This is a genomic window from Clostridium sp. CAG:221 (assembly GCA_000435835.1).
Lineage (GTDB): Bacteria > Bacillota > Clostridia > Clostridiales > Clostridiaceae > Clostridium.
The window spans coordinates 46,014-67,255 of sequence record FR883381.1; the positions used below are offsets into that span (position 1 = coordinate 46,014).

General features: G+C 28.3%; 16 protein-coding genes. 14 read left to right on the forward strand and 2 right to left on the reverse strand.

Annotated features, from left to right (window positions below):
• The first annotated feature begins 12 nt into the window (after nucleotides 1–12).
• From Q5O44_RS03775 to Q5O44_RS03815, 9 genes are all read left to right on the forward strand, one after another.
• A complete protein-coding gene (locus Q5O44_RS03775; RefSeq protein ID WP_022167055.1) occupies nucleotides 13–1,074 on the forward strand; it encodes an AAA family ATPase in 1,062 nt (353 codons plus the stop codon).
• A 14-nt stretch (nucleotides 1,075–1,088) separates the two neighbouring features.
• Nucleotides 1,089–1,340, forward strand: a complete 252-nt coding sequence (locus tag Q5O44_RS03780; RefSeq protein ID WP_022167056.1) for an EsaB/YukD family protein — start codon at nucleotides 1,089–1,091, stop codon at nucleotides 1,338–1,340.
• A 14-nt stretch (nucleotides 1,341–1,354) separates the two neighbouring features.
• Entirely contained in the window at nucleotides 1,355–5,905 is a 4,551-nt protein-coding gene (essC, locus tag Q5O44_RS03785; RefSeq protein WP_022167057.1) for a type VII secretion protein EssC, read from the forward strand.
• Between the two features lie 81 nt (nucleotides 5,906–5,986).
• The gene (locus Q5O44_RS03790) at nucleotides 5,987–6,283 is read left to right on the forward strand and encodes a WXG100 family type VII secretion target (protein ID WP_022167058.1); all 297 of its coding nucleotides are present in this window, start codon (nucleotides 5,987–5,989) and stop codon (nucleotides 6,281–6,283) included.
• 312 nt (nucleotides 6,284–6,595) lie between these two features.
• Entirely contained in the window at nucleotides 6,596–7,366 is a 771-nt protein-coding gene (locus tag Q5O44_RS03795; protein ID WP_022167059.1) for a PP2C family serine/threonine-protein phosphatase, read from the forward strand.
• Nucleotides 7,367–7,380: 14 nt separating this feature from the next.
• Complete coding sequence (locus Q5O44_RS03800) at nucleotides 7,381–9,315, forward strand: serine/threonine-protein kinase (RefSeq protein ID WP_022167060.1); 1,935 nt, start codon at nucleotides 7,381–7,383, stop codon at nucleotides 9,313–9,315.
• A 19-nt stretch (nucleotides 9,316–9,334) separates the two neighbouring features.
• Complete coding sequence (locus Q5O44_RS03805) at nucleotides 9,335–9,754, forward strand: hypothetical protein (protein ID WP_022167061.1); 420 nt, start codon at nucleotides 9,335–9,337, stop codon at nucleotides 9,752–9,754.
• A gap of 29 nt (nucleotides 9,755–9,783) precedes the next feature.
• Nucleotides 9,784–14,904 (forward strand): Ig-like domain-containing protein, encoded by a 5,121-nt coding sequence (locus Q5O44_RS03810; protein WP_302637343.1) that lies wholly within the window; start codon nucleotides 9,784–9,786, stop codon nucleotides 14,902–14,904.
• A gap of 90 nt (nucleotides 14,905–14,994) precedes the next feature.
• Nucleotides 14,995–15,831 carry a phosphatase PAP2 family protein gene (locus Q5O44_RS03815; RefSeq protein WP_022167063.1) on the forward strand — a complete coding sequence of 279 codons (837 nt, stop codon included), beginning with the start codon at nucleotides 14,995–14,997 and terminating at the stop codon, nucleotides 15,829–15,831.
• A 67-nt stretch (nucleotides 15,832–15,898) separates the two neighbouring features.
• On the opposite strand, the gene Q5O44_RS03820 is transcribed toward Q5O44_RS03815, so the two are convergent.
• Both Q5O44_RS03820 and Q5O44_RS03825 read right to left on the reverse strand, forming a co-directional pair.
• A complete protein-coding gene (locus Q5O44_RS03820; protein WP_022167064.1) occupies nucleotides 15,899–16,246 on the reverse strand; it encodes a DUF4094 domain-containing protein in 348 nt (115 codons plus the stop codon).
• Nucleotides 16,247–16,270: 24 nt separating this feature from the next.
• Nucleotides 16,271–16,975 (reverse strand): hypothetical protein, encoded by a 705-nt coding sequence (locus tag Q5O44_RS03825; protein ID WP_022167065.1) that lies wholly within the window; start codon nucleotides 16,973–16,975, stop codon nucleotides 16,271–16,273.
• Between the two features lie 390 nt (nucleotides 16,976–17,365).
• Between Q5O44_RS03825 and Q5O44_RS03830 the strand changes: the two genes are divergently transcribed.
• From Q5O44_RS03830 to Q5O44_RS03850, 5 genes are all read left to right on the forward strand, one after another.
• Nucleotides 17,366–18,013, forward strand: coding sequence for a CpsD/CapB family tyrosine-protein kinase (locus Q5O44_RS03830; protein WP_022167066.1), 648 nt, complete (start codon nucleotides 17,366–17,368; stop codon nucleotides 18,011–18,013).
• A 159-nt stretch (nucleotides 18,014–18,172) separates the two neighbouring features.
• A complete protein-coding gene (locus tag Q5O44_RS03835) occupies nucleotides 18,173–18,928 on the forward strand; it encodes a tyrosine-protein phosphatase (RefSeq protein WP_022167067.1) in 756 nt (251 codons plus the stop codon).
• Nucleotides 18,929–19,192: 264 nt separating this feature from the next.
• Nucleotides 19,193–19,870, forward strand: coding sequence for a YveK family protein (locus Q5O44_RS03840; RefSeq protein ID WP_022167068.1), 678 nt, complete (start codon nucleotides 19,193–19,195; stop codon nucleotides 19,868–19,870).
• 12 nt (nucleotides 19,871–19,882) lie between these two features.
• Nucleotides 19,883–20,530, forward strand: coding sequence for a CpsD/CapB family tyrosine-protein kinase (locus Q5O44_RS03845; RefSeq protein WP_022167069.1), 648 nt, complete (start codon nucleotides 19,883–19,885; stop codon nucleotides 20,528–20,530).
• A gap of 27 nt (nucleotides 20,531–20,557) precedes the next feature.
• Nucleotides 20,558–21,193, forward strand: coding sequence for a sugar transferase (locus Q5O44_RS03850; protein WP_022167070.1), 636 nt, complete (start codon nucleotides 20,558–20,560; stop codon nucleotides 21,191–21,193).
• Nucleotides 21,194–21,242 lie beyond the last annotated feature (49 nt).

Here is a 21,242-nt window from a genome sequence, read left to right on the forward strand (position 1 = left end):
GAAGGTTAGAAAATGGCATTATCTATTGTTTTATGTGATGAAGATGAGAGATATTTAGTTCCTTTGGAATTGAAGTTTACAGAGGAGTTTGGAGAAAAGGCAGAAATTATAGTAATTACAGATAAAGAGTATTTAAAGAGCTTTTTTAGTACACCTCAAAATATTGATGTGCTTATTATTAATGAAGACTTATATGATGAAGAATATGAAAAGCAAGATATTAGCAATGTATTTTTATTAAGTGAAGTTGATAATAGTATGCAAACGGAAAATATGATCCTAAAAAGAATTTATAAATACACCAGTGTTAAGCAAATATATAATGATGTGGTAAATAATATGTCATCAGAAACTTTAAAGACCATTGGTGACAGAGAAAATAATGAAACTGAATTTATTATGGTTTATTCACCGTCAGGAGGTAGCGGTAATACTCTAGTTTCCATGGGGATAGCAGGTGCCTTAAGCAAGTGTAATAAAAGAGTTTTATTTATCAGTACAGAAGTGTTACAAGGATTTAATTATTATTTATCTAATAATGAATATATAAGTAATAATTTTGAAAAGCATTTACATAATCATAGTGAAAATATAGTGGAAGTATTAAAGGGTGCTATTAGGAAAGAATGTTTTGATTATTTATTACCTTTTAGACAAGCAACTAATTCATATAATATTAAGCTTGATGATTATAGATATTTATTAGAGTCATTAAGAAAATCAGGAGATTATGATTATATAGTAGTAGATACATCTTGTGAACTAAGTAATAGCAAGACAAAGTTAATGAGTTTTTGTCACAAGGTCATTGTGGTGACAATGCAAAATAAGGTATCTACAGCCAAATTAGAAAGATTAATTAATAATATTGATTGTTCAGATAGAAATAAGTTTATGTTTATTTGTAATAAATATATGGATTCAGAAATTAATTATTTAATAAAAAATTCTGCTACAAATAATTTAACTATTAGTGAATATATAAGTAATTTTAATTTTGTTAACAATGATTTATCAGTGGAGTTTTTGGCTAATGATAAACAGTTTAAAAAGTTAGCTTATATGATAATTTAAAGGAGGTGGCTTTTATGAATGTTGATAAAGTAATAGTTATTTTGAATATAAAAAGACTAAGTAAAAAGTATGATGTAGAAGTGCCTCTATATATTACAGCTAATGATTTAGTAAAGGGATTAAACACAGCATTTAATTTAGGAATTAATACAGAAAATATAAATGAATGTTTTTTAAGATGTGAAAATCCCATAGTGTTATTAAAAGGAAATAAGACTTTAAGAGAATTTAATTTAAGAAATGGAACATTGATAAACATTGATTAGCTTAGGAGGAATATATGGACAATAATTATAAAATTATTATCTATGGGAAAAAGGTATATAGAGAGTATGAATTAGAACATGATAGTGATGATAGTATAAAGGTTGGTACTAGCAAAGGATGTAACATAAGATTTAATAAGGAAAACTTTTTTGGAGATTTTAGCTTTGAATTTTTAAAAAGTAATGATACATGGATAGTTAATTCTTTAGATGGCGTATACTTTACAGAAGATGGAGTTATGAAGGTGTATTCTAAGGAATTAAAACATGGTGATGATTTAATTGTTAAGTATGAAGACTCCAGTGGAGAAGTATTTAAAGTTAATTTCTTTATTGATTTTGATAGTAGTGAAAAAAATTACAATAGAGAAATTGATATATTAAATATAGGTAATATTACCATTGGAGGTTTGGAAAGCTGCGATATATACATAAAAGATGATTTACTTGGCAAAGATTACATAACATTATCTTATAAAGAAGGAGATTATTATGTGTTAGATAATAACTCTAAATATGGAGTTCATGTCAATGCCACTAAAGTACAAGATATTCATAAGCTAAAGGAAAATGATTTTATTATAGTTGTAGGACATAGTTTCTATTTTAAAGATAGAAAATTATATACTTCAGCCAATTCTAATGTCATAGTGAAAAATTTATTATGTAAAGATTTAGATAATCAAAGTAGCAAATTTAAGTATCCAAAGTTTAATCGAAGTACAAGAATTAGACAAGAAATTCCAAGCACTGATATAGAAATCTTAGATCCTGAACCATTACCACAAGAACCTAAAAAAAATCTTGTGTTAACTATGATTCCTGCGCTGGCTATGTTGGCATTAACAGTGGTGCTAAGAGGAATTATAGGTGGCGGAGGAACCTTTGTTATTTATAGTGTATGCTCCATGACCATTGGAATTATTATGAGTGTGGTAACTTTTTTTAATGATAAGAAAGAATACAAGAAAGAGAAAATAGAAAGAGAAGTTAAATATAAAGCGTATATAGGTGAAAAAGAAGAAGTTATTTTAAATTCCAGAAGCAATGAATTGAGAGTTTTAGATAATATATATAAACCTATGAAGGAAAATATAGAAAATGTTAATGTTTTTAGTAAGGATTTATTTGATAGAAATCCAGACCATGATGATTTTTTATCTATAAGAATAGGAAAAGGGTTAGTAGAAGCTAATTGTAAGGTTATTACTAAGAAGCAGGAATATATAAGCATTAAAGATGAACTAGTTCTAATTCCTAAAGAAGTAGAAGAAAAGCATAAATATATTAAAAATGCACCTGTATATATAGAATTTTTAAAATGTAATGGAATAGGTGTAATTGGTAATAAAAAAGCATTATACAGCATGTTAAAAAACATGACTATAGATATAGTTACAAGACATTATTATAAAGATGTAAAATTGTTTTACATAATAGATGAAGATGAAGCAGATAAATTTGCTTGGTTAAGATGGCTTAAGAATGTGGAAAATGATTCACTTGAAGCAAGAAATATTATTTATGATGAAGAAAGTAAAAACTTACTTTTTGAATATTTATATGTAGAGTTATGTAAAAGAGAAGAAAGATCTTTTGGTAAAGAAAAAAAGAAGTTTGAAAATGAGTTTGTTGTTTTTGTTTTTGATAATAAGGGTATTAATAAGCATCCAATTTCAAAATTCTTATTGAATAGTAGTAAATTAGGCTTTACTTTTGTATTCTTTGAAGAAAATCAAGAGATGTTACCAATGGGTTGCGATGAAATTATAGTATTAAACGCAGATAATAAAAGTGGTACTCGTATTTTAAGTTCCAATGGAGAAGATTCAATTAACTTTACTTATGAAGAAGTTAGTGATGAAGTAGCCAGTGAAATAGTTCTTAAGTTATCACCAGTATATATAGATGAAGTAAGTTTAGAAAGTGAATTAACAAAAAATATTTCATTATTTCAACTTTTAAATATTGTAAGTGTAGATGATTTAAATTTAAAGAAAAGATGGGAAGAATCAGAAGTTTATAAAAGTATGGCTGCTCCTTTAGGAGTTAAAACAAAAGGTGAAGTTGTTTATTTAGATTTAAATGAAAAGCATCATGGACCTCATGGCCTTGTGGCAGGTACAACAGGTTCTGGTAAAAGTGAGATTCTGCAAAGTTATATTTTATCAATGGCTACTTTCTTCCATCCATATGAAGTAGGGTTTGTCATTATAGATTTTAAAGGTGGAGGTATGGTTAATCAATTTAAGGATTTACCACATCTTATTGGTGCCATAACTAATATTGATGGTAGGGAAATAACAAGATCTTTACTTTCAATAAAGGCTGAACTTAGAAAGAGGCAAGAGCTTTTTGCTAAGGCTGAAGTGAATCATGTGGATGCATATATTAAAAAGTATAAGGCTGGTGAGGTAGATATACCACTGCCACATTTGATTATTATTGTAGATGAATTTGCAGAACTTAAGGCTGAACATCCAGATTTTATGAAGGAGCTTATTAGTGCAGCCAGAATTGGTAGAAGTTTAGGAGTACATTTAATATTAGCAACTCAAAAGCCTTCTGGAGTGGTGGATGATCAAATTTGGAGTAACTCTAAATTTAAGCTTTGTTTAAAGGTGCAAAATAAAGAAGATAGTAATGAAGTTATTAAAACACCTTTGGCAGCAGAAATAAAAGAACCAGGTAGAGCATATCTACAGGTAGGAAATAATGAAATATTTGAATTATTCCAATCTGCTTATAGTGGAGCTGATGCAGAAACTGATGAAGTGGATAATAAGAGAGAGTTTACTTTAAATACTGTTTCTTTAAGTGGTAAGAGAACACCAATATTTGTGCAAAAGAGGGAAAAAAGTCAGCATAAGAGTTTAAGTCAATTAGAAGCAATAGTGGAATACGTTAATGAGTATTGCAAAGAAAGTGGTATAGAAGTTTTACAAGGTATTTGTATGCCACCATTAAAAGAAGTTATTTCTTATAAGAACTTTGAAAAGTGCAATGATGTGGATATAGAAGTTGGACTTGGTATTTACGATGATCCATCAAGACAATTACAAGATATAGCTAAACTTAATATAACTGCTGGTAATACCTTTATTATTGGTTCTTCTCAATATGGGAAGACAAACCTACTACAAACTATTGTAAGAGGACTTGCTGAAAACTATTCACCACAGGAAGTTAATATTTACATTTTAGATTTTGCATCAATGATTTTAAAGACTTTAAATTCCTTAAATCATGTAGGTGGTGTAGTTACTCCCAGTGAAGATGAAAAGCTTAAAAACTTTATTAAGATGATAAATAGTGAAATAACGTATCGTAAGGAAGTGTTATCTAAGGCAGGAATAAGTTCCTTTAGTTCTTATAAAGAAGCTGGTTTTAGTGATTTACCACAAATATTAATTATGGTAGATAACTTTATTGGCTTTAGGGAGTTATATGGAAAATATGATGATGAGTTCTTAAACATTTGTAGAGAATGTATAAGTGTTGGTATATCTGTAATTATAACTACCTCACAAACTAATGGAATTGGCTATAAGTATTTATCTAACTTTGCCAATAGAATAGGTCTTTATTGTAATGACTCTAGTGAATATAGCAGTATTTTTGATAGATGTAGAATGCAGCCAAGAAATATTCCAGGAAGAGGATTAATTGAAATAGATAAGACTGTTTATGAATATCAAACATACTTAGGTTTTGAAGGGACTAAGGAAATAGACAGAGTTAATAATATGAAATCATTCATTAATGCTGTTAATGAAAGATACAAGGATAACAGAGCAAAGATAATTCCAGAAATTCCAAAGGTTTTAACTTCAGAATATTTAGTTACTAACTATAATACAGAGAAATTAAAACCGTATATGGTTCCAGTGGGATTAAATTATAGCACTGTAGATTTAGTTCCTTTAAACTTAGCAGAAATAGGACAGTTTATATTAGTTGGTAAAGACAATAAACCTAAGGTTAATTTATTGAAGCTTATAATGGATTCAATGAAAAAGAAAGTGTTAATAAATCAAGCTAAGGTTTATGTGATAGATAATGTTCAAAGGAATTTAAGAGATTTTGAAGATTACGGATTTGTGGAAAGATATTCTATAGATTCAAGTGAGTATGAAATAATCTTTGAAGATATAGCAGATATGTTAGAAGATAGATACTTTAAGGTTATGGATGAAGGGATAGAGTGTCTAGATAATGAGCCACTTATTTTAGTAATTATTAATAATAAGGCTGTTATTGATAACATGGCAACTAATAAAAATGCTATGGAAGTTTATAAGAAGGTTATAAGTAAGTACAAGACTATGAAGGTTTGTATTATCTTTAGTGAAGTGGATAATGCACCAGTGGCTTATTCGTCGCCAGAAATAATGAAACTTTTAAGAGATAATAAAAAAGCATTTATATTTGAAAATATGGCAGATATTAAGGTATATGATATACCAGCTAATATTCAACGTGATAATAAGAAAGCTCTAGAAGCTGGTGATTCTTATTTAATAAATGGTAATGAAGTAATAAAGGTGAAAATAGCTACTGAATAATTAAAATTTTAATGATAAAATCTCAAATACTGTTTGAGTTTTAAATAAATATATTTATGAGAGAATTTAGGAGGAAAAATTATGGCACAAATTAGAATTACACCAGAAGAATTAAGAGAGGGGGCAAGCTTCTTACTACAAAAGATGGAAGCTGTTATTGATGAAGTTAACGAAATCAAAAGTAAAGTAGATGCAGTAGCATCAGAATGGGAAGGGGCAGCTCAAAACAGTTTCGTAGCAGCTTTTGAATCAATGCTACCAACATTACAAAAGGATTTTCCAGAAATAATAGAAGGAATTTCAAATCAATTAACTGTTGCAGCTGATACTTTAGAAGAAGCTGATAATCAAATATCACAATCATTTTCAGCAAATTAATATATCATAATATAAAAGCAAAGAAGACATCTTTTTTAGATGTCTTCTTTTAGTTTAGCACAAGTATAAATATTGATTTTTAAAAGGATAAACGTTCATTAATTATTATAGACAAAAAATAAATTAATATTCATAAAAAGATAAAGAAATTAAATAAATTTCTGATTGAAATTCAAATGTATTTGATGATTTTATTTTGAAAAAAATTACATTAATTACAATAAATAATAGAAAAATTAAAGATAAAATAGTAAAATATAATAGTATATGTAAAAAATAGTTAAATAAAAACCGTGGTAAGGAAAAGAAATTATGGGGAAAATGAATTTTATTGTTTCATATAATACTGATAAGGGAATAAGAAAATTAACAAATCAAGATGCTTTACTTATGAAAGTTAATAACACTACCAATGGAAGAGTTGGACTTTTTGTAGTTTGTGATGGTATGGGAGGATTAGAACAAGGAGAGCTTGCCAGTGCTACAGTCATTAGAGGGTTAGATAAGTGGTATGAAGAAGAATTTGAAGGATTATTAAAAATAGGAGCAGAAGAAGTACGAAAATCTTTTATGAAAAAATTACATGAACTTAATTCTTTATTATTAAATTATTCATTAAAAAACAATCTTAAGCTTGGTACTACTTTAACTGCTATGCTAGTTATTTATGATAATGTAACTATATTTCAAGTTGGTGATAGTAGACTTTATAAGTTTAAGGATAACATAGAAGTATTAACTAAGGATCAAACTTTTGTGGCAAGAGAAGTGGAAAGAGGAAATATTACATTAGAAGAAGCTAAAAGACACCCTAGGAGAAATGTGCTTTTACAATGCATAGGAGCATCACCTGATATGCAACCTGTAATAACTGAAAGCATATTAGAAAAAGATACAGTTTATATGTTATGTAGTGATGGCATGTATCATGAATTGACTGATAATGAATTTTATGAGTTTTTCAATCCAATCGTAAATATTAATGAGAAGGTAATGAATGAAAACTGCAAAGCAGCAGTAGAGCTTGTTAAAAATAGAATGGAAAAAGATAATATTTCAGTAATATTAATAAGGACAAGCTAGGAGGTGTTGCTGTAATGATTAGAATTGGTGAAATAATTGATGGTAGATATGAAATACTTAAGGAAATTGGTAGAGGTGGAATGAGTATAGTTTATTTAGCTATGGATAATAGATTAAATAAGTCTATAGTTGTTAAGGAAATTAGAAGAAGAGATAATTCTAATAATAAACTTCTTATGGATAGTTTAAAGCAGGAATCTGATCTTTTAAAAAATCTTGACCATGCTGCATTACCAAAGATATATGACATAATTGACAGAGGTGATATCTATGTGGTGATGGATTACATAGAAGGTGAATCATTAAATAGAAAGCTGAAAAGAGAAGGAAAAATTCAGGCTAAAGAAGTAATTAATTATGGAATACAATTAGCTAAGGTTTTATCTTATTTACATAATAGACCTACTCCAATAATTTATAGGGATATGAAACCAGATAATGTGATGCTTACACCAGATGGACGTATTAAACTAATTGATTTTGGTATATCAAAGGAATATAAGGTAGATACAGAATCAGATACCACTAATTTAGGAACAAGAGCTTTTGCAGCACCAGAGCAGATAGCTGGTTTAAAAACCAATGCCAGAACAGATATTTATAGTTTAGGGGTAACTTTATATAACTTGGTTACAGGAAAAAGCTTAAATGATCCACCTTTTATGCTTAAGCCAATTAGAGAATGGGATAGCTCACTGCCAGAAGGTTTGGAATATATCATAAAGAAATGCACAGAAACAGATCCAGCAGATAGGTATGAAAATTGTGATGATCTTCTTTATGATTTGGAAAATGTGGAAAAGCTAACAAAAGCTTATAAGGTTAAATTAATTAAGGAAATGAGCAGATTTATAGTAAGTAGTATTTTATTAATATTTTTTATAATAATAACAATCATTGGCTACAGAGGAGTTAGTAATGAAAATCTTACTAATTATAAAGAAATGATAAATAAAAGTGATAGTTATTTAATCAATGGTGAATATGCCAAAGCTATTGAAGTATTAGATGATGTTATAACTAAGGTAGATGGCAAGAGAAGTGAAGCATACATAAATATTCTTAATATTTATAGTTCTATAAATGATGTGGAAAGTGGATTATCCAAGATAGAAGGATATATTAACGATAAGTTTGATGGTGTAGATAAGAATGATGAAGTGTTGTTTAAGGTTGCAATGACTTATTTAGATAATAAAAATTATCCTATAGCTTTAAAGTATTTTAGGATGGTTAATGAGAAAAAAATAGAAGATGCAAAATATTATAAGACATTAGCTACAAGCCTTAGTAGTATGAATATTGATTATGAACAGTTCAAAGAAAAGCTAGAGGAATTTGAGGATTATACTTATTCCTTAGAAAATAATGAAAAGAAAGTTGCCAATTATAATTCTTTAGCAGGTATTTATATTTCTTATAAAGGCTTTTTAGAGGGGGCTAATGATAAGATTATTAGCTTAGTGAACAATGGTAGTGAAATTTTAAAGAGTATAAATGATGAGAGCTTAAACTTAAGATATGAAACTGATTTTAATATTAAACTTGCCCAAGCTTATCATAGTAAGGGTATCAATGAAAGCAATAAAGAAATAGCAGCTAAGTTCTTTGATACAGCCATTGATTATTATAATGAAGTACTAGATAGTGATGGAGCTAGCAGGGAAGACACGCTAATCAAGATAGGTGAAATATATAATGATGCTGGTAATCCAGCTAGAGCTATAGAACAGCTTAATACAGCTATAAAAAATTATCCTGAGAGCAAGAAAGCTTATATCAAGCTTATAAATATACTTCTAGATGTAGAGCAATATAAAGGAGAAAGTGCAAGAAATTATGCTTTATGTATAGATACTTATAATACTGCTTGTGGCATCGAAGGCATTGATAATGAGCAGGAATTTATAAAGCTTAAGAGAAGAATGGGAAATCTAGGCCTTATATAGCTTTAGGAGGAAAGAGTATATGTATAAAATCATGTTTTATGGTGGTATGGCAGGTACTATTTTCATGCTTGTTATAACCGTATTTATATTTATCAAGGGAAATGTATTAGAAGATATTAAGGATCTTTTAGGTATTAAAAGTACCAAAAAGACTTTAAATAAAATCAGCCTTAATAATACAACAAGTAATATTAAAGCTGTTACAACCAATGAAGTTTCAAAACCTATGGATATAAAAATGGATGAAATCATAAGCAAAGGTTTTGCTTGTGAAGAGGGTAAAGAGATATTAAAGGACTATGATGATGAAAATACTATGATTTTAAGTAGTGAAGAAGAAGAAACAATGATTTTAGGTTTTGAAGAAGAAACAGAGCTTTTAAATGAGTTCACTAAAGAAATTGATATAGTCATAGTAAATTCAAACTTAATAATATAAGGGGAAACAATATGAGAGGGGGAGACAATATGGTAAAAAGAAAAAGCCTACTTTTATCATTATGTATTGTATTAGTTGCATTTATAACAACAACCATTACTTTTTCTTTAGGAAATCCCAATATTGAAATTACTTATAAGGGTGAAGTTTATGAAAGTAATGAAGAGTTTAATATGCAGTGGTATAGCAATGATGATGAAATTAAGTTCACTGTAGATTTAAGTAAACAGTATGAAGAGTATGTAAATGAAGGTGGAACTTTAGCTTCCAGTGAAGTTCCTTTCAAGGTTAAAGCTAAAACATATTATGGTAAGAAGGAATATACCTTTAACGATGATTTAATATCTATAAGTGAAATAAGTGATGCAAAATATGAAGTTACAATCAATAATCAATTAATTGAAAATGATGATATTTATATTGATTTAATAATGGAAAAAAACAACATATGGAATACAGAGAAGTTTACCAAGTCTTTTAATATAAAGGCTGATAAAATAGCACCAACAATAAATATTATTGATTTTCCAGAAAGCAATTATGTTGTAATTTCTGATAAGCTAAATTTAAGTTTCAAAATTACAGAAGATAACTTAAATAGAGAAGACATAAATATAGTTGCCAAGAAAAATGGGGAAATTGTGAACATAGATTGGAAACTAGAGCAGAATGGAAATATATTAACTTATAAGGCAGAAAGCTATGAAAGTGGAGTTTATGAGTTTGAAATTTCAGCTAGAGACAAAGCAGGGAATATAGCAATAATAAGTAAGGATAATGTGGAAATAGGACAAGTATTTAAGAGTACATTCCAATTCCAAAAGTCAGGTAAGCTAGAATTCTTTGATGTTCCAGTTGGAGGTACAAGTAGTGAAGCAGTAGACTTTAAAGGATATATTTATTCAATTAGAGATATAGAGCTTTATTACAAGTTAAATGATGGAAACATTGAAAGAATAGAAACTTCTTATGATGAAGTTTCTAAGAAGGTATCCTTTGCAAAGACATTTTCAGAGGAAGGTACTTATAAGGTGTGGGCTCAGTGGCAGACAAGTGAAGAATCTGAAAAGATTATTTATGATATAGCTACGTATATAATTGATCAGCATGCACCTACAATAACTATAAAAAATTCAATAAATGGAAAAGATGAGCCTTTAGAAAGCAAGAAGTATGATGAAGCTATTAAGGTAGAGGTATCAGTAAATGATGATAACTTAGTTTATGATAATGACGGTAAATTAAATGGTGAAAAAAATAAAATTATCATAACTTATGCTGATGGAACTACGGAAGTTAAATCTTTTGATAATACAACAACTGTTTTAGACACTATGGATGAAGTTATCTGTGATATTAAGGTGGAAAGTACAGATGCTGCAGGAAATAGCAGTCATGAAGAAAGAAGTATAATTGTTGATTCAAAGGCACCGGAAATCAACGTTAGCTTTAAGGATGAAAATCAATTTAATAATTATAATCAAGGAATAGAATTTACAGCAACTATAACTGATGCAACTTTATCTTTTGATGATGCTGATGCTTATAATGAATTAGAGTTAGTGAAGGTAGAATCAAATGGTAATAAAAGTATTGCCAAAATTATAAATCTTAATGAATCTTATGATAATGAAGGAATTAAGATAAGTTCATGGTCAATACAAGAAAACAGTGAGAAAAAAGGTGTCATTACAGCTGTAGTTACAGGTACTATGGAAAAAGAACTAGAAGGTAATTATCTTTTAAGAGTTAAAAGTAAAGATTGCAGTAAGCATGAAAGTTCTTTAGAAAAAGATTTTGTAATTGATATAAGAAAACCTGTGGTAACTTATAATGATAAAGAAAAATTATCTGAAAAGTATAAATCAGCACAGGAAATTAATATAGCCATAAAAGATGATAATTTATATTATGGTAAGATAGTTTGTACATTAAGCAATGAAAATGTAACAGATGAAATTATTTGTGATGAAGAAATTTATCTAAGTAATGAAGATATAAAGGAAAAGATTATTAATCATAAAATAGATGCTAAAGAAGATGGACAATATCAATTGACTGTAATAGCAAAAGATAAAGCAGGTAATGAATATAGCATGACACAAAACTTTGTTGTTGATAGTGGTAAGCCTGTAATAACCATTGAAGGTGTTGAAAATACAAGTAAAGACGTTATTAATAATTATAACGAAAGTAAAAATATCATTGTAACAGTGAGAGATACAACTTTAGATAAGGACAACACTTCTTTAATTGTTAAGAAGGATGGCAAAGAAGTAAAGAATATCATTGGAAGCAGCTGGGGAAAAGGTGTATTTAAAGTAAGCCATGAATTTATCATAAATGCTGAAGATGAAGGATTATATACTATAGAAGTCACTTCGAAAGATAAAGTTAATGATGAAATAAGTAGTAAAAATGTTACTTTTATCATTGATAGCACTAAGCCAGTGATAAATATGGATGGAGTTAATGACAATGAAATAATAACTTCTAAGTCTTTAGTTGATAATTTAAAGATTTCTGTGGAAGAAAAGAATTATACTGATGCAGAATATACTCCAGAGTTTAAGGTAACTAGAAATGATGACGAAGTATCTTACTTAGAATATAAGAAGGAAAGCTTAATTGTTATAACCAAGGATCAATTAGCAAAAGTATTTGAAAAAGATGGACACTATAAAATTGAAGCAACTGCTGAAGATAAAGCAGGTAATAAGGCTGATAAAAATAAGCTGAGTTTAGAATTTATTGTAGATAGTACTGCTCCCGAAATATCATTTAGTGGTATTGAAGCTGGTTCAAAGAATGGAATTAATGATAATAGGCAATTAACTATTACTGTAAAAGAAGAAAACTATGTTACAAATAATGTGGTAATTACAGCTACTAAGGACGGAAATGACTATAATATTGGAGAGTTCCAAAGCTATGGAGAAATATCAGAACTTAGTAATACTTTTTCTGAAGATGGTCATTATGAAGTAATAGTTACAGCTACAGATGGTGCAGGAAATACAACTGAAAATAAAATAGATTTTTCTATTGATGTAAATGCACCAGAAATTAGTATTAGTGGATTTAGTAATGGAGTATACCATGAGTTATCAGGATTTACTCATTATAATACAACTCAAAATATTACTGCTAAGGTAAAGGATAATAATTTAAAGGTTGATACTGATGGCAACTATGTGCTTCCAGAGTTAGAGATTTTTGATCTTAATGATGGTGGAGCTAACGTTACTGAAAAGATAGTAGGTGATAATTCTTGGAATATATCAGATGATGAAATGGTATTAGACTTTGACTTTACTGAGGCTTTAGAAGATGGAAAATATAAAATTGATTTTGCTTACACTGATAATTATGGCAATGTTACCACTTATGATAGTTTAAATATAATTATTGATGGAACTACTCCTGAAATAACTTTAACAGGTATAGAAAATGATTCTTATAATAATAGTAGTAAGACATTATATATGAAAGTAGTGGAAAGAAACTATTATGCTAATACCATTGATGTTGTAGCAACTAAAAATGGAGAAAGTTTTCATATAGGTAGCATAGATAGTAATGCTGTAGAAAGCACTTTAAGCTATAACTTTACAGAAGATGGCTTATATACTGTGGCAATTTCAGCAAAAGACTTTGCAGGAAATGTGGCAAAAGCTAAAAATATTACTTTTACCATTGATAAAACTAATCCTGAAATAGTAATTACAGGAGTTAATGATGGTGAAAGCTATAATGTAAGCAAAGAAGTTAATGTAAGCATTTTAGATGTTAACCACAATATTAATAATGTAAATGTTACTAAAAATGGAGTTGCCTTTAATATTGGTACACTTTCTTTAAGTGGAAATACTGCTTCAATATCATATAATTTCTCTCAGGAAGGAGAATATGTTTTAGCAGTAGATTCAACTGATAAGGCAGGAAATGTTTCAAGTAGAACAGTTAAATTTATAATAGACAAAACAGCACCAGTAATAACGCCAATGATATCAGGAAAAGATATAGTTATTAAAGATGGATCGTATATTAATGAAATATTTACTCCGTACTTTAAGTTAGATGAAGCAGATGACACTATTGTTTCTGTAATGATGAATGGTAAAGATGTAACTGGGTCAGTACCATCAGCTTCAAAGGAAGGAAAATATACTTTTGACGTAGAAGCAAAGGATAAGGCTGGAAATAGATCTGAGATTTCTTTAAGCTTTACAGTAGATGTTACTAATCCAGATGTTATTATTACAGGTATAATAGATGGATTCTTTAATAAGAATGTTAAGCCTGTTTATAAGATAACTGATACAAACCTTGATACAGGAAAGTCTTCTGTCACTTTAAATGATAAACCATTTGAAAGTGGAACTTCTATTAAAGAAGAAGGAGAATATGTCTTAAAGGCTGTAGGAACAGATTTGGCAACTAATACAACAAAGAGGACAATAATATTTACGGTAGATAAGACAAGTCCTAAAATAGAATTTGTTGAAGCAATAGATGGTAATTACTTTACAGAAGCAATAATACCAGAGCTTTTAATTTCTGATTTAAGTGAATACACTATAGTAAGCCAAACTTTAAATGGTAAAGCCTATGAATTAGGTGATGAAATAAGCGAAGATGGCAAGTATGTGTTAGCGTTAGAAGTAGTTGATAAGGCAGGAAATATTTCCACTGTTTCTGTGGAATTCATTATAGACCAAACACCTCCAAAGTTTATTTATAGTGGTGCAAAAAATGGTGGTAAATACTATGAAACAGTAAATCTTACTGTAAGCCTTGAAAATCCATTTGATACTATAAAAGAAGTATTAGTAAATGGAGAAGTAGCTACAGCAGATTTTGTTGAAGAAAATGGACAAACTGTAGTGAAGATGAAGTTCTCTGAAATAGGAGAGTATAAACTAGATTTATATGCCACTGATGAAGCAGGTAATGAAACAAGGGATGTATTCACTTTAGAAGTGGCTGAAAAGACTCTTTTAGCAAAGGTAACTGGTTCTAATAAGATGGTGACTATTGGTATATCAGTGGGGATTATATTATTAATAATTTTAATTATATTAGCTATTAAGATAATATCTAAAAAGAATCAGATATTAAGTGATATTGGGGAAAAAGAAGAAAAATAAAAGATAAATGTTAATGATAACTGGCTGCCTTGATGTAGCCAGTTATTTATAATGTTATAATATTGTTACTAAAATTAAAGGAGGATTATCATGGAGTTTGAGTTAAATATCATCAGGGCCATACAAAGTATAGCTAATCCATTTTTGGATGGATTATTTCAGTTTATAACTATGTTTGGTGAAGAAGCAATTTTAATTCCTTTAATTGCTGTGATTTATTGGTCATTTAATAAGAAAATAGCGGAATATATTGCGTATGCTTCTTTAACTAGTGTATTGGTAAATGGAGCAATAAAAGATATTTTTAAGGCTAAAAGGCCAATTGGAGAGCCAGGCATAAGATCACTTAGAGTAGAAACTGCCACAGGATATTCTTTTCCCAGCGGTCATACTCAAGGAACAGCTTCTTTTTGGTCAGCCATAGCAATTTATTTAAAAAAGAATTATATGTATGGTATTTCAGGTTTAATAATTGTTTTGGTTGCAATATCAAGATTATATTTGGGAGTACACTATCCTAAGGATGTATTGTTTGGAGCTATCTTTGGTATTCTTACATCATTTATTACATATAAGTTATTTAATAAAGTTAATAATAAAATAGCCTTGTATTTTGGAACTTTCATAATATTTATTCCAGCACTTTTATATGCACATTCAGCGGATTTTGTTAAAGGAATGGGAACATTCTTAGGATTTGCCTTAGGTATTTATGTGGAAAAGAAATATGTTAATTTTTCAGTGGAAGGAAAGTCAATTAATAAAATTTTAAGAGTAGTAATTGGTTTGGCCATATTAATATTATTGAAGGTGGGATTAAAAGTAGTATTTCCAAATAAATTAGTATTTCATTTTTTAAGATATTTTATCATTGTATTTTTTGGCATTGGACTTTACCCTGCTATATTTAAGAAATTAAAATTATAACTCCAAATACAGTAATAATGTAAAATGAGCTATATCAAATTAAATTTTGATATAGCTCATTATTAATTTATTCAGTATAAGAGTCTACAGTTTCTTCGAAATAATAACTTTCTTCCAAGGAGTATGATTGCTCTAGCTGAGTATTTAGTTCAGAAATAGTTCTTTCTAAATCCTCAATAGAATAAACTTCCTCCTGAAGCTTTTCTTTTAATTTAGAAAGCTCAGTTTGTTTTGCTTTAAGGGTTGCTTCATTTTCTATATTAGATTTCTCTAATGAAGAAATTTCTGAAGAAGATGAAGTTATTCTTCCTATAAAGAAACCAGCAAAGATGGAAATAATGCATATTATAATTACTGATAGATGATTAGTTAGTTTTATATTTTTTCTTTTACGTCTTCTTTTTTTTGTATCCATAATAACCTCGTATAAATATTTATTCTAATTAATATCGCCATTTGTTAGTGAATTTTCCTCAGTATTTAAAGGTTCATCTATATTACCATCGGTATCAGGTGATGAATCAGAAATTATATCATCTTCATCTACTGAAGGAGGCGTAGATTCTATATTTTCATTATTATCCAAATCTATACCAGGTCCAGGTGTATTATCAACAGGACTATTGTTTTCAGGTAAAGTAACTGCTGGAGGTACTGATGCTTCAGGATTATTTTCAATTATTGGTGAGTTTCCATAATTTAAACTACTATCAGAGGAATTATCAATAGAATTAGAGTTTTCATTATGTCCATATGTTGAATAAGAATGTTCTTGTTCATAGTAGTGATAATAGCTTGTATCTTTTTCATCCTCTGGCAATGAAAGATCTAAATCTACATCCTCTTCATCTTCTGTTTCTATAGTTTCTTCAATTTCTACTCCTAGTGAAAGTTGCAGGTTTTCTTTTTGTGATTTTAATGTTGAAATTTCTTCTTTAGCACCAAGAATTTGCTTTTTTAAAGAAATTATCTCTAAATCTATTTCTTCTAAATTTGATAATAGTTTTTTGTTTCTACTTATTACTTCAAGAGATTTACCTTCATCGTGATTAATACCTTTAGTTAGCAAGAAGGTTAAGGTAAAGCAGCCAATTCCACATAATAGTGGTATCAATATTTTTTTATTTGTGAATTTTAAGTTCATTTATGTCCCCCTATCAGTATGTATTTATAAAATATTAACTATATTTATTATCGTTATTAATATGTATAAAATCAATATAAAAATTAAAAATAAAATCCATAACTGTATTATAGTAGATAAAAATAGTGAAAAAAATTAAGACAATAATCGACATTAGAATGTTAAGGAGTTTATAATAATTATTAAAAATTATATTTAAAATAAATATAAATCATTATAAGTACTTTTAATTTATAACTTTAATATTAAATAGAATATCATAAAAATAAGTAAAATTTATTGAGGAAAAATTTTACTTATTTGACGCAATAGGTAGAAAATTATAATCTTTTCATAAAAAAGAGAATAATGATATAATTAGGGCAAATTGTCAGTGAAGAGGTGCTTATAATGTTTGCAATAGCTAGAAAACCTAAGTCAATCGAAGCAGAAGCTTATAGAAGATTGAGAACCAATATAGAATATTCATTATTTGATGATAAATATAAAGTAATTGTTGTTACAAGTTCTTTTCCAGGAGAAGGCAAAAGCACAACAGCAGGAAATTTAGCCATTTCTATGTCTGATACTGAAAAAAAGGTTTTGCTAATAGATTGTGATGTAAGAAAGCCTAGTTTACATAGAAAATTTAAAATATCTAATTCAAAGGGATTAACTGAGTTAATAATGGGTAAAGCATCTTTTAATGAAATTTCCTATAAATACAATGAAAACTTAACGATTATCACATCAGGTTCTAAGGTTCCTAATCCATCTGAGCTGTTAGGAAGTGAAGTTATGTATAGATTTTTACAGGAAGCTAGAGAAAATTTTGATTATGTAATTATGGATACACCACCAGTACAACTGGTAACTGATGCACAAATTTTAGGTAGTAAAGCTGATGGAACACTATTAGTTGTGAAAGCAGAATCTACCAAGAAAAATCAAGTTGCTTCATCAGTGGATTTATTAAGAAAAGTAAATGCAACAGTAATGGGAACAGTGTTAAATGCAGTTAAGAATACTGTAGAAAAGAAATATGACTATTATGAATAAATATAAATGAAAAAAGATATCCTATATATAAATATAGGATATCTTTTTTCATAAAGGTTTATTAAAATGACTAAAAATGTAATTATACAAAAAAATATAAAATATGATATATTATTTAAGACGCTTATAATTTAATAATACGTTATATGGAGGAAGATTATGATAGATATGCATTCACATATTATTTACGGAGTAGATGATGGGTCTAAAAATAAAGAAATGACTTTAGAGATGCTAAAGTTATCTATTGAATGTGGAGTTAAAAAAATAGTGGCCACACCCCATTATATGAAGGGAAGATTTAACGTTGAATATGGTGAGATAAAAGATAAAATAAATGAATTAAGACAAATTGTAAATGAAGAAAAATTAGACATAGAACTATATTGTGGACAAGAAGTTTATTATAGAGAAAATATATTGGAGTATTATGAGGAAGGTGCCATTGGAACTATCAATGATAGCAGATATATGTTAATTGAACTTCCAATGAGAGAGTTTGATGTTAATAATGTTATTGATAATTTGTATGAGCTAACTTTAAAGGGAATTGTGCCAATTATTGCCCATCCAGAAAGATACATACCATTTATTAAAAAGCCTAGTTTAATTAATGATTTTATTAAAGAAGGATATTTATTTCAATTAAATGCAGGAAGTATAGTGGGCGATTTTGGCAAGGAAGTTAAGAAATTAGCATTGAATTACTTAGGCAATGGGGTTTATTATATATTTGGGTCAGATGCTCATTCTGATGAAAGAAGAAATACTCATATATCAGAAGATTGTTTGAAGATTTTAGGTAACTATAAAGATGAATTTATTAAAAATGGACAACTAATCTTAGAGGATAAAGAAGTAAAAAGAAAAATAAACCTTATAAAAGAAAGAAAGAAATTATTTGGTATATTTTAAATTTTAATAAAAATATAAAAATTCAAAAATCGTTTGATAAAATGCGACAATATATTATGCAAAGTGTTAGGTGAAAAACTAAAAAAATACGGTGATAATATATTGTTTTTAATTTTATTAAAAAAAATAATAAACACACAAAACTGTTACAAAAAATAGTAAAATGAGGGTATGTATGGATTTGGAAGAGTCGAAATTAGATGATATAATATGTGATGGATTTATATTATAAAGATAATCTTAAGAAAAAAAGGAGTGTAAAATATGGAAGAGCAAGTGATTAGTATATCTGAAATAATAGATGCAGTGAAGAAAAGGTGGAAAATAATAGCTTTAACAACTGTATTAGCAACATTAGTATCAGGAATTTTTAGCTTTTTTGTAATATCACCTACATATGAAGCTAGTACAAAGATATTTATAGGTAAAGAAGGTGCTGAATCAGAAGGATATAATTCCAGTGATGTTTCTATGTATCAAAACTTATTAAAAACATATTCAGAGCTTATAAAAACTAAGGATTTAGTTAATAGGGCCATAGATAATAGTGAATATGATTTATCTGTAAATGATGTATTAAATGGTATAACTGTAAATACAGTTGCAGGAACTCAAATATTACAAGTATCATATCAAAGTAAGAGTCCAAGCATTGCAAAAAATATGTTAGAAAGTGTAACAAATGAATTTATAACTAAGGCAGAAGAATTAGTGCCTAATGGAAATGTAAAAATTCTTGAAAGTGTAGAACTACCGAAAAATCCAGTGGCACCTAATAAAACTATGAATATAGCTATAGCTTTCATATTAGGAATGATGGTGGGCTTCGGTATAGTGTTTTTATTAGAATATTTAGATAACACTTATAAAAATAAAGAACAATTAGAAAAAGATTTAGATATACCTGTACTTGGAGTTATTCCAATGTCTGATTTAGATTAGGAGGAAAATATAATGTTTGTAATGGAAAAAGCACCAAAGTCAATTGATGCAGAAGCTTATAGAAGCTTAAGATCGAATATTGAATATTCTTCTTTTGATGATGAGTATAGAGTAATTGTGGTAACAAGTTCAGTGCCAGGAGAAGGAAAGTCAACTACTTCAGGAAATTTAGCAATTGCTTTAGCCCAAAGTGGTAATAGTGTTTTATTGGTGGATTGTGATATGAGAAAACCTTCAATACATAAGAAGTTTAAAATATCAAATGCAGCTGGAACAGCAGAGCTTTTATTAAGAAAAAAATTATTTGAAGAAGTAGCTAATAAATATAATGAAAACTTAACAATAATAACAGCAGGAAAAATTCCACCAAATCCATCAGAAATGCTAGCTTCTAGAGCTATGACTGCTTTTATTGAAGAAATGAAGAATGAATTTAAATATATCATTCTTGATACACCACCACTACAAGCAGTGACTGATGCACAAGTATTATCAACTAAAGCAGATGGGGTACTGTTAGTGGTGAAAGCTGGATCTACTAAAAGGGAAATGGTTTTAAATTCTGTGGATTTAATTAAGAAGGTACAAGGAAAAGTTATTGGTACTGTATTAAATGGAGTGGAAAATAAGAAAAATAACTACTATTACTACGGAGAGTAACAATAAGCATTTAAATGGAGGGGTTAAATGAGTGAAGTAATCGAAAATGAAAGAAGTAATGTATTATATGAAGTAATTAAAAGAATAATTGATATAGTAGCATCTTTTACAGGACTTATAGTACTATCTCCACTTATGTTAGTAGTTTCAATATTAATTAAATTAGAATCTAAAGGTGAAGTTATTTTTAAGCAAAAAAGAGTGGGCTTAAATGGAAAAGAATTTTATATGTATAAATTTAGATCAATGGTAATTAATGCAGAAGAACTTAAAGCAGAACTGGAAAGTCAAAATGAAATGTCAGGACCTATGTTTAAAATGAAGGATGATCCTAGAATAACAAAGATAGGTAAGTTTATTAGAAAAACATCTATAGATGAATTACCACAGCTCATTAATGTTATTAAAGGGGAGATGTCCTTAGTGGGTCCAAGGCCGAGCCTTCCCAAGGAAGTTGAAGAATTTGAACCGTGGATGAGAGAAAGGCTTGAAGTTAAACCAGGATTAACATGTATATGGCAAGTAAGTGGAAGAAACAATATTGATTTTGAAGATTGGATGAAGCTTGATATTAAATATGTAAGAGAAAGAAGCTTTACATTAGATATGAAACTTATATTAAAAACTGTATTAGTGCTTTTTGGAGATAAAAATGCATCTTAGTTTTTTATATAAAATAATATAAAAATGGGGGAATTGAAAATGAAAATAG

Excerpts from the sequence above, each read along its gene's own strand:
- Q5O44_RS03775 (WP_022167055.1), top strand. The coding sequence starts at position 13 with ATGGCATTATCTATTGTTTTATGTGATGAAGATGAGAGATATTTAGTT.
- Q5O44_RS03780 (WP_022167056.1), top strand. The coding sequence starts at position 1,089 with ATGAATGTTGATAAAGTAATAGTTATTTTGAATATAAAAAGACTAAGT.
- essC (WP_022167057.1), top strand. The coding sequence starts at position 1,355 with ATGGACAATAATTATAAAATTATTATCTATGGGAAAAAGGTATATAGA.
- Q5O44_RS03790 (WP_022167058.1), top strand. The coding sequence starts at position 5,987 with ATGGCACAAATTAGAATTACACCAGAAGAATTAAGAGAGGGGGCAAGC.
- Q5O44_RS03795 (WP_022167059.1), top strand. The coding sequence starts at position 6,596 with ATGGGGAAAATGAATTTTATTGTTTCATATAATACTGATAAGGGAATA.
- Q5O44_RS03800 (WP_022167060.1), top strand. The coding sequence starts at position 7,381 with ATGATTAGAATTGGTGAAATAATTGATGGTAGATATGAAATACTTAAG.
- Q5O44_RS03805 (WP_022167061.1), top strand. The coding sequence starts at position 9,335 with ATGTATAAAATCATGTTTTATGGTGGTATGGCAGGTACTATTTTCATG.
- Q5O44_RS03810 (WP_302637343.1), top strand. The coding sequence starts at position 9,784 with ATGGTAAAAAGAAAAAGCCTACTTTTATCATTATGTATTGTATTAGTT.
- Q5O44_RS03815 (WP_022167063.1), top strand. The coding sequence starts at position 14,995 with ATGGAGTTTGAGTTAAATATCATCAGGGCCATACAAAGTATAGCTAAT.
- Q5O44_RS03820 (WP_022167064.1), bottom strand. The coding sequence starts at position 16,246 with ATGGATACAAAAAAAAGAAGACGTAAAAGAAAAAATATAAAACTAACT.
- Q5O44_RS03825 (WP_022167065.1), bottom strand. The coding sequence starts at position 16,975 with ATGAACTTAAAATTCACAAATAAAAAAATATTGATACCACTATTATGT.
- Q5O44_RS03830 (WP_022167066.1), top strand. The coding sequence starts at position 17,366 with ATGTTTGCAATAGCTAGAAAACCTAAGTCAATCGAAGCAGAAGCTTAT.
- Q5O44_RS03835 (WP_022167067.1), top strand. The coding sequence starts at position 18,173 with ATGATAGATATGCATTCACATATTATTTACGGAGTAGATGATGGGTCT.
- Q5O44_RS03840 (WP_022167068.1), top strand. The coding sequence starts at position 19,193 with ATGGAAGAGCAAGTGATTAGTATATCTGAAATAATAGATGCAGTGAAG.
- Q5O44_RS03845 (WP_022167069.1), top strand. The coding sequence starts at position 19,883 with ATGTTTGTAATGGAAAAAGCACCAAAGTCAATTGATGCAGAAGCTTAT.
- Q5O44_RS03850 (WP_022167070.1), top strand. The coding sequence starts at position 20,558 with ATGAGTGAAGTAATCGAAAATGAAAGAAGTAATGTATTATATGAAGTA.